The following is a 15,254-nucleotide window of genomic DNA, read 5'->3' as shown; positions in this document are numbered from 1 at the left end:
CCGTCATGCCCCGCGCGACGGGCTGCCGCCCGCCTCTTCCCCTGCCGCGACGCAGGGTCGCCGCACCGCCCCGGCGAGTATTTTTTTTCCGCGGTACGCCCAACACATCGATCGTCATACATCTCACGAAACAGCTGCGCAGACCGTTGCCCAAACTGAAATCTCCGATGCGCGGGATATTGCAACGAAAAACGGTCATGAATGTGCCTGATGGAAACGTATCCATTGGATCCGGGCTACGCGGCGTCTCTACTTGTTCGCTATCGACAACCGAAGGCGTCGCATTCTCACGCTCGAACGTATCGACGCGCGAGAAATCGCTCTTGCCTGCGGTCGGCGCAGCTGTCCGTAATGCTCAACATACGGACATGTTCAGGTCGTGTACTCCCGACCGTCCCTGGCCTATGCTACGTACGGTCTCATCCCGGCTCGGACACCCCCTTACAGGAATTCGCGATGATTGTTCAAAGGCTTTCGATTCGTGCCGACTTCGGCAAGCTGAAGGTCATCGCGGTCTGGCAATGCCTTGGAAGAATCGGCATGAGAGTGTGTCGTTGGAGAATCGAAGTCGATCGGACGACCCGCATCGAATCGATGACGGTCGACGTTGTCGGCGCCCATCCGATGCGCATAGCCGACATCGCCGCCATGCTCGGCGACACGCATCTCGAAATGAGAATCTCGCCGTTTCATTTGACGGTGATCTCGAATCCCGGAGCCGAGCCTGCATCGGGGACGGGCGGCGCACGTGACGCGGTCGGTCCATTCGCGCGCGTACGCTCAGGTCCGCGGCTGACGCTGGCCGGAGGTGTCACGGATCACGTCACGCGCTCCAGGCGCAAATGATCGCGCCAAAGCGCGCGACGTAGTCCCGGTTTGCGGTCGTCACGACCGACACGCAGTGGATCGGTAAAAACGCCTATTTCAAATTCCAGGAGACAAAAATGCTGAGCCCTCACGAATTGGCGGCGCTCATGCTGATCAAGTCGTCGCCAGACCAGATCGACATGGAACGCGAGGAACTCGATACGCTGCTCGAGCAGCAACTCGTCATACTCGAGCGGCTCGCTTCAGGCGTGCGGCGTCCCTCGGTGACGGATGACGGCGAATTACTGCTTCGTGCAGTGATGCGGGCACATTGACCAGCCTCCGTTGACCGACCGGGTCATGGCGGCCAGGCGCGACAGGCGAAAAGCCGTGACGTGGCCGACGTCCGCGCGCCGAGCAGGTGAACATCCACGGTAATTCATTCAATTCAGGAGATTGTTGATCATGCAAACCCATGAATTGGTTTCCGGCGCGCAGCGCGCCAATCTCGACACTTTTTTCGATCTGGCCGGCACGATGGTCGATGGTGTCGGGAAACTGGCTGAACTCAACGCGCGCTTCACGCGGTCGACGCTGAAGAGCGCGCTGGAGATCGGACAGAACGCGATCGTCAAGCCGCAAGACTGGTTGGCGATCCAGAGTGCGACCGTCGCGCCGATGGCCGAGAACGTTCAGTCCTACAGCAGCGAGTTCTGGGGAATCATGTCGTCCGCTCAGACGTCGATGCTCGAGGCCGCGCAGGCGGGAAGCGACGCGTATGTTCGTCGTGTCCAGACCTTCGTGGAAAACGCGACGAAACACGCGCCGAGCGGCTCCGAGGCGGCCGTGGCTGCCTTGAACTCCGCGATCGATGCCACCAACGAGTTTTATCAGACGCTAGGGAAAACCGGGCAGCAGGCGGTCGAAGTCGCGCAAAGCACCGTCGATGTGGCGGCGGCCGCGGTGTCGAAGAACGCCAGGCGCGCGATCGAGCAGGAGCAGCGCGCGGCGAAACGATGATTTGGCCGGCAGTGCCGCAGCCTGTCGCCGCACATCACGCGACCAAGCGGGCATTTTCCATCGCGGACCACGCCCGGATCGACTGTGCATTTGCGGGCATCTGCGGGGCTTCACGCGCGCTCGTCGGCGTCGGATTCGATCGAGCGTGCCTGTTCGACTTGTCGATTGTTCCGGTCGAAGAACCACGATCGTCCAACTGCTTTTCCCACTCGGCGAGTGCGAAATCGTCCTGCGGACGGCTCGCCGACTGCAACGCCCGACGCACGGCTTCGGTATCGTCGAAGCCGGCATTCCCGAGCCACCGCACCTCCCTCTTGCCCTCGAACATCAGCCTGTCGGGCCGCGAAACCAGCGGCTCGTGCTTCCAAACCTGAAAACGGTCTCCTGACCGCATCGAATCCACCGCCGCGAACGTTGACTTCGTAGTGGACCGGATGTGTCGGTTTCGGCCAAGTCGTGGCGCCCTCCTGCATTGTCGACGCCGCCGTTGCGGGCGTTGCACGGCGTTGCCATGTTGCGGCCCGCAGGCTCGCTCCGCCGGCCGGCCGCGGCGCCGGCGTCGTGATGTGATGGGAGGGGCTGCCGCAAGCGGCATAGCCACGCCGCCGCGGGAACGTCCGTTGCGCTGGCGAACGCGTGCCCCGAAGGAGCATCCGATACGACCCAACCCCACCACGCCGGCGACGACGCGTTGGCCCCAGGCCGGCGCGCCATACATTCGACGCCGCCGCAGGCGTATCACGGCGGCACGCATGCGTATCGTTCGGAGCCGCATGTCGACGATGCGCGGCGCGTCCGGCCGATTTGGAAACTCACCCGCGCGAAACGCTGCCCGACACAGTCGACATTCGCGCCAGCCAGTAGGATCACCATGGACACCCCCGACCACCACAGAACCCGCATCATTCGCAAGGAACGTGAAACTGCGCGCGGCCCTGGCCCCGACTTCATGGCCGCCAGTACGCTCGAAGGCGACAAAGTGCTCACCGCGGACGGCGACCACGCCGGCAGGATCAAGGCGATCATGCTCGATGTCGGTTCCGGTCGAGTCGCCTATGCGGTGCTGTCGAGCGGCGGCCTGCTCGGGATTGGCGACAAGCTGCTCGCAATTCCATGGAACGAGCTCACGCTTGACGCTGCGCACAAGTGCTTCGTGTTGTCGGTATCAATCGAACAGGTTCGCAGCGCACCGGGATTCGACAAGGACCACTGGCCGGCTCTGGTCGATCCGCAATGGGCCGGACCGATCCGCGACTACTACAGCAGCGTGCCTCACTGGAGCGTCGATGACGAGTTCGGGTCCGATATGCCTGAAGATCAGCTGGCGCCAAATGTTCCTGGGCACGACGGACGCCAGCGCTGACACGCGGCGGTTGCATCGTCGCAGGAGAGCAGCATGGAAACGTGCGCCGTCATCTGGGCCGGATCGTGAGCTGGTCGTGGGCGTGCTGCACGCCATCGACCTGCTTCACCGTATTGACGGCGAGCGTGCGCTGCTGCAGGTCCGGCACACTGCCCGTCAGCACGACGTTGCCGTGGCGCGTCTTCACGTGGATATCGCCTGACGACACGTTGTCCTTGCCCACGCGTTGCCATCCAGACAACAACCGTTTGATCTAAAACCGATGTCTATTAGGGCGGTTCGCAAGACCGCATGCGGTCGAGATCGCTCTCATCGGAAAACTGAACGGAAATCAAGGCCACCTGAAACATACGTCGTCTGCCGCGTCTCCAATCAGCGTCCGCTTACTGCGTTTCGCTCCGGTGCATCGTCGCCCCCACGGCGCTGCGCAGGACCTCCGCGAGTTGCTCGTTCTCATCGATGCGGGCCTGCTCGATTGCAACGTCCTCGGCGTTGCCGCTCTGTCGGGCCCATTTCTGGCGCTCGAGCGCAAAGATCATGCGCTCGTGAACCGCCCGGATCGCCGCCCATATCGTGTCTTCCGCTTTCTGCGCCTGCGCGTCCTCCAGCGAAAGCACGGAGAACGCGTGCCCGGTATGGCACCGATAGCGCAACGGGCGATCGTCGCTCATGCGCCACAACACGCCGTGGCAACTGGGGCATGTGAGCGCGGAGCGTTCGCCGATCGCATCAAGTAGCTGTGGCGTCACGAGGCCGCGCTCCGCAAGCCGGGCCTCTTCGTCCAGATCACGCAACTCTGCCATCTTGTCCTTCTCCTCCACACGGGCACCGTAGACCGCTGCATGAATGGTCCGCGGCAGTTCATCGGCCCGGGCGATCGCATCGGCGCCCGCCGCGGCAAGCGCGCTGCGCGGCATGGAAGGCGCGTCGCACTCATCGGGGTCCTGAACGATCCCGTAGCCGTCGCGGGCCCGGATTGCGGCCAGTCCGGCTGCGCCGTCGTCCAGATCGCCGCTGAGCACCACGCCGACCGCCCCGGCACCGTATTCACGTGCCGCCGATCGAAACAGCGGATCGGCGGCCGGACGGGTGTAGTTTTCGGCAGCGGTATCGAGCAACAAGAAGATCCCGCCGCGTAGAATCATGTGCCGATCCGGCGGCGCGATGTAAATCCTTCCCTGCTGGGGGCGTTCCCCATGCATCGCCTGGCTTGCCAGCAAGGGACCCCATCGCGTCAGCAGCTCCGGCAGGATCGTCCGATGCCGGCCAATGTGCTGCACGATGCAAATCGGCACCGGGAGATCTGCAGCCACGCCCGCCACCAGCGTCCGGAGTACCGCGAGGCCACCGCGGGACGAGGCGATGACAACAATGTCTCGGTGGTTCATGGCACCTCCCATGCGGATGGTGCAGCAAGATTAGTGCCCGATACGGGATCCCGCCGAATGAACCACGCACGAGCAGGCGGCACGAAGCGCCGACCGACGCTCGAATAGACGACCTCGACGCGGGGACGAACGCATGCAGATGGACGACAGCGGACCGTCGTCCGCTGCCATCCCGTCACACGCGAATTGAACAGGCGCGCGACTTCACTGAAGGTCGGTCAATGCGGCAAGCAGCATCCCGAAATCCAGCGGTTTGGCGAGATGCGCATCGAATCCGGCGTCTGCGGCAGCGTCGACGTCGTCCTGGCGGTTACGGCCGGTCAACGCGATGATCTTCAGGTTCGCCCACCGGGGGTCGGCCTTGATCCTGCGAAGCAACTCATAGCCGTCCATGTCCGGCAGCCCGATGTCGGACAGGATCGCGTCGATCGGTGTCGTCGGCAGCAGCTCCAGTGCCGAGGCGGCGGTTTCGGCGGTGCTGACCACCGCACCCGCCAACTCCAGCAGCGCAGTGAGCGACAGCGCCGTCTCCTGGTCGTCCTCGACGAGCAGCACGCGCAGGCCGGCGATGCTCCGCTCCGACACGTCACCGCCGGTGGCGGCCACCGCGCGCTCGTCCGCCGCGGCCGGCAGCCATACCGTCATCCGCGTGCCTTGCCCCTGACCATCGGAAGCCGCCGAAATCCGGCCGCCGTGCATCTCGACGAGTTGCCGCACGAGCGCCAGACCGATGCCGAGGCCACCGCGAGCCCTGTCGCGCGGCGCCTGCCGAAACATGTCGAATACATGCGGAAGCATCTCGCGATCGATGCCCTGGCCGTCGTCGACGACGTCGACACGCAGCATCCGCCCTTCGTGCGTCAACTGCACCACGATCTGCCCATGCGGCTGCGTGAACTTCAGCGCATTGGACATCAGGTTCCAGAATATCTGCTCGCATCTCACCGGATCGGCGAGCGCGATGGCCGGAGCGGCCGGCAACTCCGTTTTCAGAACCAGCCCGCGCGCGTGCGCGTCGGCCTCGCACGTATCCGCGATCGAGCGCAAGATGGCCGTCAGGTCGACCCGCGATACGTCGAGTGCCAGCTTTCCGGTCTGGATGCGCGACAGGTCGAGCAGGTCGTCGATGATCTGGGCCTGCGCGCGTACGGCCTGGCGGATCGAATCGGCCGCCTCGCGCACGGCGGGAATGTCGCGCGTCTCGGGAAGGCGCGGCAGCATCTCCGACTTGACGCCGATCAGGTTGAGCGGATGTCGCAGCTCGTGCGACAGCACCGCGATGAACTCGTCCTTCAGCTGGTTCGAGCTCAGGGCCTGCTCGCGTGCGGCCTGTTCCCGCGCGAGCGCTTCCCGGTTCGCATCCTCGCTCTGCTTGCGCGACGTCAGATCGCGGACGATCTTCGCGAACCCGCTGAACGAGGTGTCCGAAATCGGCGTGACGACGCCGCTGCAGAAGATGCGGCGCCCGTCCTTGGTACGGTGCCAGCGCTCGTCGTCCGCGCGCCCTTCCCGGGTCGCGATGTCGCGCTCGCGCGCCGGCACGAGCGCCTGCCGGTCGTTCGGTTCGTAGATCAGCTCCACGTCCTGACCGATCATCTCGTCTTCCGTATAGCCGAAGATGCGTTCGGCGCCGGCATTCCAGCTGACGATCGATCCGTTGTTGTCCTGGATGATGATCGCGTAGTCCTTGGTCGACTGCGCGACCAGCCGCAGGCGTTGCTCGCCCGCGCGTGCCGCTTCTTCCGCATGATGCCGGTCGGTGATGTCGATGAGCGTAATCACGGCGCCGTCGATGTGATCGTCGGCGGTGCGATAAGGCAGCAGCCGCATCAGGTACCACCGTCCCGTCTCGCTCTCGATCTCGCGTTCGATCAGGCGCAGCGACTGGAACGACTGGCGGACGTCGTCCGCGAGCGTCGGATACCGTAGCGCGTGCGTAATATGGAACAGCGACCGGCCGAGGTCCGTATCGATCAGGTTGAAGATCGCCGTCGCGTTCGGCGTGAAGCGCTTGACGCGGATCTCCTTGTCGACGAAGACGGTGGCGATTTCGCTGGACGCGATGATGTTGTGAAGGTCGTCGTTCGCCTTTGCCGTGTCCTCGATGCGCGCCTGCATTTCGGCGTTCGCGGTGGTCAGCTCTTCGTTGACCGACTGCAGTTCTTCCTTGCTGCTTTCGAGCTCCTCGCTCGTCGAGCGCAGTTCCTCGTTGATCGCCTGCAGCTCCTCGTTCGACGCCTTCAGCTCCTCGACCGACGTTTCATACTGCTCGATGATCGTCGCCAGTTGCTCGCGGCTGTGCTGCAACTCCTGTTCGAGCTGCGCGAGCACCGGATCCTGTCCGCTCGCTTCCGCCTGATCCTCCTCGGTCATGCGGCCGGCCACCTCGTCGAACACGATCAGCAGGAATTCCGAATTGGCGACCTTGTCGTGAAACGGCCTGACCGTCATGTTGATCCACGACACGCGGGCCTCGTGCGTCCACTTGACGCGCCGCGCCTCGACGCTCGTGCCCGTTTGCAGCGCGCGGAAAATGGCCGTGCGCAAGTCGAGCCGCAGGTCCGGCAGCACCAGCGTCATGATGTTGCTGGACAGTTCCCCGCCGACATGCCGCAGGAATCGCCCGGCGTTGTCCGACAGGTGAACCACGTTGGATTCCTTGTCGATGATGACGCTCGGCGGTGAATACGTTTCCAGCGCACGCTGATGAAGCTCCGAATAGGAGAAGTTGCGCTGGGCCGGGCTAGCCGGAACCCGCATCGGCGGTTGAGGCGCGGAACGCTCGTCCCCGCCGGATTCGACCTGGAAAAGCGGCGGGAAGCCGGTGACCGGTTTCGCGCGATGCGTGACGACGCGCGCCTGGTAGATCCGCCGCTTCTTGTCGACGACCGTAAACAGATCGTCGGCTGCGTCGGCCGATTCCGCGGTGCCGAGGAACAGGTAGCCGTTGGGACGCAACGCGAAATGAAACAACTCGAGGATCTGCCGCTGCACCGCGCGCTCCAGGTAGATCAGCACGTTGCGGCACGAGATCAGGTCGAGGTGCGAGAACGGCGGATCGCGCAGCAGGCTGTGGGCGGCGAACAGGATGCGCTCGCGCACGGCCTTGGCAATCACGTAGTGCGCGCCCTCGCGCGTGAAGTAGCGCTGCAGCAGCGGCGCAGGCACGTCCGTCGCGATCGACAGCGGGTAGGAGCCCGTGCGTGCGCGGACGATCGCGGCTTCGTCGATATCGGTCGCAAATACCTGGATCGCCTGGCTCGACATCGACGCCTCGCGTGCCCGCGCGAGCAGCAGCGAGATCGAGTACGCCTCTTCCCCGGTCGCGCATCCGGCCACCCAGACCCGCACCTGCTCCTCGGAGGATTCCGGCACGAACAACTGGGAGATCACCTCGCGTTCGAGGAAGTCGAAGGCCTCGCGATCGCGGAAAAACTGGGTCACGCCGATCAGCATGTCGGCCAGCAGCGCGTTGGCCTCGTCCGGCGCGGTCCGCAGGAAGTCGCGGTACGCGAGCATGTCGCGCTGGCCGTTCACCTGCATGCGCCGCTCGATACGTCGCAGCACCGTCGCCCGCTTGTACAGCCTGAAATCGTGGCCGGTGCGTACCCGCAGGTGCATCAGGATGTCCGACAGCGCCCGTTCGGGATCATTGGCGCCGGGCCGATCGCCGATTTGCTGCATCTGCGTGAGTTCGAGGGTCTGTTGCTCGATGCGCCGCGCATTCGCCCAGAGGTCCAGCAATTTTTGCGGCATCTCGGCCGCCGGCAGCACGATATCGACGCGCGCCGTCGAGATCGCATGCTGCGGCATCTCCGCGTACTCCGCATCGTCCGGCGTCTGGGCGAGCGTGATGCCGCCCGCCTCCTTGATCCGGCTCAAGCCCGCCGCGCCGTCCGAGCCGGTACCGGACAGCACGATGCCGATCGCGCGCGAGTCGTGCGCGTCCGCCAGCGTCCGGAAAAAGTGGTCGATCGAGAGCGCGGCACCTTCGGCGGAGCTCAGCGGGCTACAGCGAAGGCAACCGTCGGACATCTCCAGCTGCATGCCGGGCGCGATCACGTAGATATGGTTTTTTTCGATCGCTACCGTGGTCGTGACCTGATGCACCGGCATACCCGTCGTGTGCTGCAGGACGTTGTCCATATGGCTGACTTGTTCTCGTGCCAGATGGACGATGACCACGAACGCCATGTCCATGCCCGTCGGCGCGCTCTCGAAGAAGGTCTGCAAGGCCGTCGTGCCGCCAGCGGATGCCCCGATGCCCACAACCGGAAACGGCAGATCGCTCTTCACCGTGGTGGACGAGTGTGGCTGCTCCTGATGGGTCGGCTCTTGCCGTGACATTGATTTTCTCCTGATGCTGTAGCTGGACGTCGCCTGTCGGGCGCCAATCGTTGGGGCGTCACATGGATCGGGGCGCAGTTCCGCAACGGGCCGGGCCTGTTCGTGGCCATGCACTCTATCAGGTTGGCAGCCGGCTATCGGAAGCGCGCTCGAAGGCGACCGCACGGACTCGCGATATCGCCCGGTGAAGCCGGTTTCGTCCAAGCGCCTGATGGATATTCGGCAGCCCATTCGTGCTCGCGAGACCTTGCACGGGCGCTCGTGCGTATTGTACGCGGCGATCGAGCCATGAGTCGGCACCCTGACCCCGAATTCATTCGCCGGTCGTGCCGTTGCGCCGCGACACGCTATTGCCGACAGGCGCACCGGCCCGCGCATGGGCATGCGTCTCGATTTGCATCGCGGGAACGTCGAGGCGCCACCCGTGCTCGAGCGCGCTGCCCGTGCCTCCGTACGATTCGCCGACCGCCGGGTCCTGTGCCTCGTCGAGCAAGGCTCATGAGCAGAATGCGCCTGCGCTTGAAAACAAGCGCTAGAAATTGCGTGCCACGCCGACCATGAACATGTCCTGATCCTTGTCGTTGCCGGTTGCGACGCGATTGAAGCGCAAGCTCGCCGCCCAATCGGGCGTGACCTGATACGTCACCTGTGCGCTGAGCAACGCGTTGAGCCTCGTTGTGCTCGAGGCCTCGTCCCGATCACGCGACAGGTACGGACCTACGCCTGCCGAAAGCGTCCATTTGCTCCTGATCGGCGCGACGTACCAGATTTGCGCTGCCACGCCTCGTCGGCCGGCGACGCCGTTGTTGCCCTCGTAGATCAAGCTCGCCGAATAGGCCCACGCATTGCCGAGCGGCCGCTTGACTTCGACCATGTAGCCCTTTTCGATCGGCACTTGCGGACGGTTCGTCTGCGACGTCCCGGCCCACACGCCGACCTGCGTCTTGCCGTCCGAAAACGCCGGTCCCGGATCGCCGCCAAAATCCGAGCCGATGCCGAAGAGCACCGCGTCGGAGTTGAATCCGCCGATCATCTGCACGTGGTTGTACTGCACCTTGAGGAAGAAGCGGTCGGGAACGACGTAATACCGCACCGCTGCAGACGCACGCACGCCCCATCGCTTGTCGTTGCGCGGCTGATTGTCGACGTGTGTCGTGTCCATGCTGAAATACGGCCCGGCCGACAATTCGAGCGCGAAGCGATTGCCGAGCGGCCAACGAAACGAACCCAGCGCGGCGAAGCCATCGCGGTGGTGATTCAGCGGATGGCCCTCGTTCAGATACGCGAGATAGACGGAGAAGTAGTCGTTCAGGACGTCGCCGAAGCCGACTTCGTACGCACGCCAATGCATGTCGCCGCCCTCCGTCGCGCGGCCGTCGCCATACACCGCATAGACGTCGATCTTTCTTTCCGCTGGCTTGAAGCCGGCCGGCGAGCTCGCAGGACTGTCCTCGGCGTGCGCGTGGCCCGCGCCTGCCAGAATGACCAGACCGGCGATCGAGCTGGCGACGAAGAAGCGCGCATAGTTGCGACGGCACTGTCCCATTTGGACTCTCCCTGACCTTGGTGACCTCGACCCGGTTCGACACAACGCCATTTGTCGCATCGCCCTCGATGCCGGGCGCTTGAGCATCGGCTCTCCTGCCTTCAGACGATCAAACGCAATCTCCGCCTCGCCGCAGCCACCGTGCAGCGCAGATTTACCCGGTTGCTCGTGATGAAGCAATATCGCTCCGTCCTGCAACGAACAATAGGTGTTTGCCTCCTGCAATACCTGCCGTTTCGCAAAGGCCGGACCGCCGATCGGTACGCGCGTGGAAATCGTATCGGTATTCGCCCCGATCCCGATGCGTTCGGCGCGCGTTTCACGCTATCCATTGTGACGATCAGGATGCCCCGTCAACCGTTGCCGATCCGGAACACCTTCGCTTAACGCCGGCCAAGCAACACGGCAACGTTGCGCTCGGCCAATGCGGCGATCGTGCGCGACGGATTCAGCCCGAGCGCACGCGGGATCGTCGCACCGTCCATCACGTAGAGCCCGTCGTAACCGAATACTTTTCCGTCCGCGTTTACCACGCCATCCGCGTGCGTGAGCCCCATGTTGCAACCACCGAGCGGATGCGGGGTGATCAGCCTGTGGAAGTCGCTCCACGTCGGAGGGACGAAGGGTTCGCCGCCCGTGGCGGCCGACAGGCGCCGGTGCGTGTCGACCATCGCATCGACCACCGCCTGCGATCGCGTGTACGACCAGTCGAGCCGCAACACGCGACGCCACGGCGCAAACCAGCAGCGACCGAGACGCATGCGCCCGTCTCCCGGATCGATCGCCTGGCCGAACCAGGGCATCATGTTCTCGACCGGGTCGTCGCAATCGAAATGGCGCGCGAAGGCTCGCCAGAACGTGCGCATCGCCGTGCCGTGCGAGCGCTGCAGGTGGCGGCGCACGAAATCATGCGCAAGATTGGGCACGCCGCCATCCTCGACGAACAAGGGCTGACCACCGTCGGCAGCCCCGTCGAGCAGGTCGATCGCGGCGGAAATGGTGACGCCGTGCGACGGCGAGATCTTCCGGCTGCCGTAGAAGGCCGGCGTCACGAAGTCGCCGTTGAAGGCCCAGCCCCAGCCGAGCCGCGGCGACAGATTCGGCAGCGTGCGATGCGCGTCGCGACAGCGCAGCAGCAACTCGGTGCTGCCGATCGAGCCGGCGCTGACGATCACCCTGGTCGCGGTGACGGATCCGGGCATGAAACTGCCCGCGGCCGGATCGATGACGTTGAAATGCACGCGCCATCCCTGGCCGAGCGGCTCGAGCTTGTGCACGACGTGCAGCGGCAGGATCGTTGCGCCATGGCGCTCGGCCACGGCCAGATAGTTGAGATCGAGCGTGTTCTTCGCCGACACCTGGCATCCGATGTCGCAATTGCCGCAGTGTACGCACGTGCCTTGCGATACCCCGTGCACGTTGACGTGCCTGACGGAATGCCGGTCGTCGCGCGCGTCGGGCAAGGACGGATCGTAAGTCGACGAAAACGACACGGCGAGCGGCAACTTGCGATACCGATCGCCCCAGCCGCAGGCGTCGGCCGCGTCGCGCAACAAGCGGGTGCGTTCGCTGATCTGGTTGTCGGGCACCTCCTGGACCGACAGCATCCAGCCCACGCGCTGGTAATAAGGCTCGAGCGCCTCGTACGTGATCTCCGGCGGCCAGCCATGCTCGAACGCGTCGGGTTTGGCCTCGACCGAGACGTTGGCGTAGATCAGCGACCCGCCGCCGACGCCCGCGGCAGTCACCACCGACATGTCGGAAAAAACACGCAGGTCGGCCCAGCCGTGGAAGCGTTGCGGGTTCTGCTGGTTCCAGAGCCACGGGTCGGTCTCGTCGCGCGGATACGTGTTCGGCGTCCAGCGCCGGCCACGCTCCAGCACCAGCACCCTCCATCCCGCTTCCGCGAGGCGGCAGGCCGCCACCGCGCCCCCGAAGCCACTGCCGACCACGACGACATCGTATTCAAGCGCGCTCATGACGACGATCTCCTGACGCAGGTGCGCCACGGTTCCGATACGAACGAGCCGAAGCATCCCCGGATTTCCGACGGCATCGCGAGGCCGGACGGAGCGAAGCCGATGCGGGCAGCCACGCCGCCTTCGTGTTGGATGACGCGAAACAGTTGCCCGGCAAATTGTTTGGCAACACCCGACATCGTCTTTCCGCGAGCTTGCCCGGCGCACGCGGCGAATTATCGGAAGCTGGATGAAATGTCCTTTGTTTTCATTGGGTTAAGCGCCAATTGCGCAGGCGTGATGCGGGCTGGCACGCCCCATGCATTTGTAGCTGCGAGCGCAACGAAAACGTGCTCTCTTCCAAAACCGCAGCAAACTTAGGAGATTTATCATGTCCGCACTGATGATCAGCGACCTGTCCCGCGCCCACGAACTCAGCCGCAAGGAAATGGCTTCCGTTCGCGGCGGTAGCGTGTTCCAGAACTTCGGAATCAACAACATCGCAACCGGCGGCGGCTTCTCGTTCGCGAGCCCCAATACCATCACGGCCCCGGTCACCCAGGTCGATGCATCGACCCACCTGGATCTCACCAGCGTGACCAACTCGATCAACAACCTCGGCGGCCTGGTCGTCGGAAAGCTGGGCCTCTAAGCTGCGCCGGATGTCCGCTCAGCGGCAACCGTGTCCGACAGCGTCGTACCGAAACGCTCCAGCCCGCCGCGGGGTTGTCCTCGCGGCGTTCAAAGCCCGCCAGGCCGTATTCCCTGGCGGGCTTCCCTGCATGATAAAAACGAAGCCGGCATGAACGGGCAGACGGGCCGACGCCCCGTCAACAGCACCGCCCGCGCCCATCAGCGGCCGGGCTGATCCCGCCGCGCCTTCGACCTCCCTTCCCTGCATGCGGATCCGCTTCGCCTCGTCGAGGCGGATGGCGTCGCGGCGCCAGTCATGGTGCCGCGTGGTCGCATCGATGCGTCGTTGGCCGTCGGCGCGGCAGTCCCGATGCGTTGTGCCATTCCGGATGGTACGCGTTAAATTCAGTGATCCGAAGTACATCGTGACGATCGTTGCGTCAATGCCGGTTGCCGCCGACCGTCGGCGCAGCATCGCGTCGAGGGCTTTCCTGCGCAGGCGCGCACACGCTGCGGCTGCCCGTCGATGCCTTCGATGCGAATCGCAAGCGTCATGTCCCGTTCCTGTTGGCCGGGATAGAACAGCAGCCGCGGAAACCGTCTGGAAGAACCCGACACCGCCGTGCTCCGATCTTGCCCGGCGAACCCGGTGAAATCGCGTCGAGCGGATTGAATTGCGTTTGTTTTCATGAGGTTGGATGTGTTTCCCGCGCGCATGAGCAGAGCCTGGCACGCGCCGTGCATTGATAGCTGCGAGCGCAACGAAACGTGCTCTTTCCAAACCGCAGCACACTCAAGGAGATTGACCATGTCCGCACTGATGATCAACGATCTGTCCCACGCCCACGAACTCAGCCGCAAGGAAATGGCTTCCGTCAGCGGCGGTAGCGTGTTCCAGAACGCAGGTATCAACAACATCGTGACCGGCGGCGGATTCTCGTTCGCCAGCGCCAATACCATCACGGCGCCGGTGACGCAGGTCGATGCATCGACCCACCAGGATCTCACCAGCGTGACCAACTCGATCAACAACCTCGGCGGCCAGGTCATCGCGAAGCTGGGCCTGTAAGTTTCGCGATGCTAGCTCGCAGTCGCAGCAGTGTTTCGATCGAGTCGTACCGAAGTTCCTCAGCCCGCCGCGGGTTCGTCCCGCGGCGTTTCAAGCCCGCCAGGTCCCGCTGGCGGGCTTCTTTGCATGGTCGAAAGCGCAACCGGCCTTCATGCCGCATCCACTGCCGCGCAGCGGACTGCCTCGCGCCATCCGAGATCGAGCCCCGCACGCGCGTAACTCCGTGCCAACACGGCTCTGCTGCGCTCGTAGCTGTCTGTCACCCAGTCGCAGTACAGCGCGGCCAGCACGCTTGCCCGTCCGGGATGACGCAAAACGTCGACGGCCATTGCGCCCGCGCGCAGGCCGGAAGCGATGGCGAAACGCAAACCGTCTCCTGTCGCGGGGTCGAGATAACCCGCCGCATCGCCGCACACGATATAGCCCGGGCCCGCGGTCCGGCGCACGCACTGCCAGCGCCTGCCCTCGCGCCACACCGGTCCGACGGGTGTCGTGTCCGCCGGCCACGCGATCTCGCCATCGCGCAGCGTCGATAGCGACGTCCAGATCCGGAACGTGGACGTCGCCCTCATCCAGAGCCAGCCGCCGCGCGCGATGTTCCAGTATGTGCCGGGGTGCGTGCCTGGCCCGCGCGCGTAGCCGCGGCGAAGCCAGAACAGCGAAGAGTCGGTCGCCACCTCGAGCCGCATCGCGCGACGCAGCCACCCGTTGACGCCGGTTGCATCGATCACGGTGCTTGCGCCGACATCGCCGTCGCCGTGCGTGATGCCCATGACCGCGCCGTGTTCGACACGCGCGAGAACCCCGCCGGCGGGCGCACGCGCATAGCGAACGCCGGCAGCCAGCGCTTCGGCACGCAGGCCGTCGTCGAGACGGCAGCGGATGACCGCACGTCCCCGCTGCGCATCGGCTACATCATCGAGCCATGTATGCGGTTGCCGGGCGAGACTCGGCGCCAGTCGATCGAGCAGCGCGAGCGCGGCGCCGGACACGCATTCCGGCGCCGCCCGCGAACGCCCGCGGCCCAGCATCCACACGTTGCCGCCCGCTCTTGCTGCCGCGATCGCGGCAGCGCATCCGGCAGGCCCGTCGCCGACCACGAGCACGTCGATCGCATTCATCG

13 protein-coding genes and 1 pseudogene are annotated in these 15,254 nt (G+C 64.6%); 6 read left to right on the top strand and 8 right to left on the bottom strand.

What is annotated here, in order from left to right; genetic code table 11:
• Positions 1-456: 456 nt before the first annotated feature.
• From NQV17_RS11475 to NQV17_RS11465, 3 genes are all read left to right on the top strand, one after another.
• On the top strand, positions 457-846 hold the full coding sequence (locus NQV17_RS11475) for a hypothetical protein (RefSeq protein ID WP_257772348.1): 390 nt from the start codon (positions 457-459) through the stop codon (positions 844-846).
• A gap of 98 nt (positions 847-944) precedes the next feature.
• Positions 945-1,142 (top strand): hypothetical protein, encoded by a 198-nt coding sequence (locus NQV17_RS11470; protein WP_044848675.1) that lies wholly within the window; start codon positions 945-947, stop codon positions 1,140-1,142.
• Between the two features lie 130 nt (positions 1,143-1,272).
• On the top strand, positions 1,273-1,827 hold the full coding sequence (locus tag NQV17_RS11465; protein WP_124485937.1) for a phasin family protein: 555 nt from the start codon (positions 1,273-1,275) through the stop codon (positions 1,825-1,827).
• Positions 1,828-1,861: 34 nt separating this feature from the next.
• Here the strand turns inward: NQV17_RS11465 and NQV17_RS38050 are convergent, their stop codons facing one another.
• A complete protein-coding gene (locus NQV17_RS38050) occupies positions 1,862-2,155 on the bottom strand; it encodes a hypothetical protein (RefSeq protein WP_374692694.1) in 294 nt (97 codons plus the stop codon).
• Positions 2,156-2,698: 543 nt separating this feature from the next.
• Between NQV17_RS38050 and NQV17_RS11455 the strand changes: the two genes are divergently transcribed.
• Positions 2,699-3,190, top strand: coding sequence for a PRC-barrel domain-containing protein (locus NQV17_RS11455; RefSeq protein WP_257772347.1), 492 nt, complete (start codon positions 2,699-2,701; stop codon positions 3,188-3,190).
• A gap of 49 nt (positions 3,191-3,239) precedes the next feature.
• Here the strand turns inward: NQV17_RS11455 and NQV17_RS11450 are convergent.
• The 5 genes and pseudogenes from NQV17_RS11450 to NQV17_RS11430 form a co-directional block, all read right to left on the bottom strand.
• A pseudogene (locus NQV17_RS11450) lies at positions 3,240-3,410 on the bottom strand (BON domain-containing protein); the annotation flags it as partial.
• Positions 3,411-3,573: 163 nt separating this feature from the next.
• Positions 3,574-4,578 carry a chemotaxis protein CheB gene (locus NQV17_RS11445; RefSeq protein WP_257772346.1) on the bottom strand — a complete coding sequence of 335 codons (1,005 nt, stop codon included), beginning with the start codon at positions 4,576-4,578 and terminating at the stop codon, positions 3,574-3,576.
• Positions 4,579-4,782: 204 nt separating this feature from the next.
• The gene (locus tag NQV17_RS11440; RefSeq protein ID WP_257772345.1) at positions 4,783-8,925 is read right to left on the bottom strand and encodes a CheR family methyltransferase; all 4,143 of its coding nucleotides are present in this window, start codon (positions 8,923-8,925) and stop codon (positions 4,783-4,785) included.
• 532 nt (positions 8,926-9,457) lie between these two features.
• A complete protein-coding gene (locus tag NQV17_RS11435) occupies positions 9,458-10,471 on the bottom strand; it encodes a hypothetical protein (RefSeq protein ID WP_308235958.1) in 1,014 nt (337 codons plus the stop codon).
• Between the two features lie 383 nt (positions 10,472-10,854).
• Positions 10,855-12,450, bottom strand: coding sequence for a GMC oxidoreductase (locus NQV17_RS11430; RefSeq protein ID WP_257772383.1), 1,596 nt, complete (start codon positions 12,448-12,450; stop codon positions 10,855-10,857).
• Positions 12,451-12,820: 370 nt separating this feature from the next.
• Here NQV17_RS11430 and NQV17_RS11425 point away from each other — a divergent pair, with 370 nt between their 5' ends.
• Positions 12,821-13,081 carry a hypothetical protein gene (locus tag NQV17_RS11425; RefSeq protein WP_257772343.1) on the top strand — a complete coding sequence of 87 codons (261 nt, stop codon included), beginning with the start codon at positions 12,821-12,823 and terminating at the stop codon, positions 13,079-13,081.
• A gap of 386 nt (positions 13,082-13,467) precedes the next feature.
• Here NQV17_RS11425 and NQV17_RS11420 read toward each other — a convergent pair whose 3' ends face one another.
• Positions 13,468-13,872 carry a hypothetical protein gene (locus NQV17_RS11420; protein WP_257772342.1) on the bottom strand — a complete coding sequence of 135 codons (405 nt, stop codon included), beginning with the start codon at positions 13,870-13,872 and terminating at the stop codon, positions 13,468-13,470.
• Between NQV17_RS11420 and NQV17_RS11415 the strand changes: the two genes are divergently transcribed.
• A complete protein-coding gene (locus NQV17_RS11415) occupies positions 13,871-14,131 on the top strand; it encodes a hypothetical protein (RefSeq protein ID WP_044848682.1) in 261 nt (86 codons plus the stop codon). The genes NQV17_RS11420 and NQV17_RS11415 overlap by 2 nt on opposite strands.
• A 149-nt stretch (positions 14,132-14,280) precedes the next feature.
• On the opposite strand, the gene NQV17_RS11410 is transcribed toward NQV17_RS11415, so the two are convergent.
• Positions 14,281-15,252, bottom strand: a complete 972-nt coding sequence (locus tag NQV17_RS11410; RefSeq protein ID WP_374692693.1) for an NAD(P)/FAD-dependent oxidoreductase — start codon at positions 15,250-15,252, stop codon at positions 14,281-14,283.
• Positions 15,253-15,254 lie beyond the last annotated feature (2 nt).

Origin of the sequence: Burkholderia sp. SCN-KJ (genome assembly GCF_024656005.1) — a bacterium.
In the GTDB taxonomy this organism is placed as follows: Bacteria; Pseudomonadota; Gammaproteobacteria; order Burkholderiales; family Burkholderiaceae; genus Burkholderia.
The sequence above is the reverse complement of the archived record's forward strand: the minus strand, read 5'-3'. Positions and strand labels throughout refer to the sequence as shown.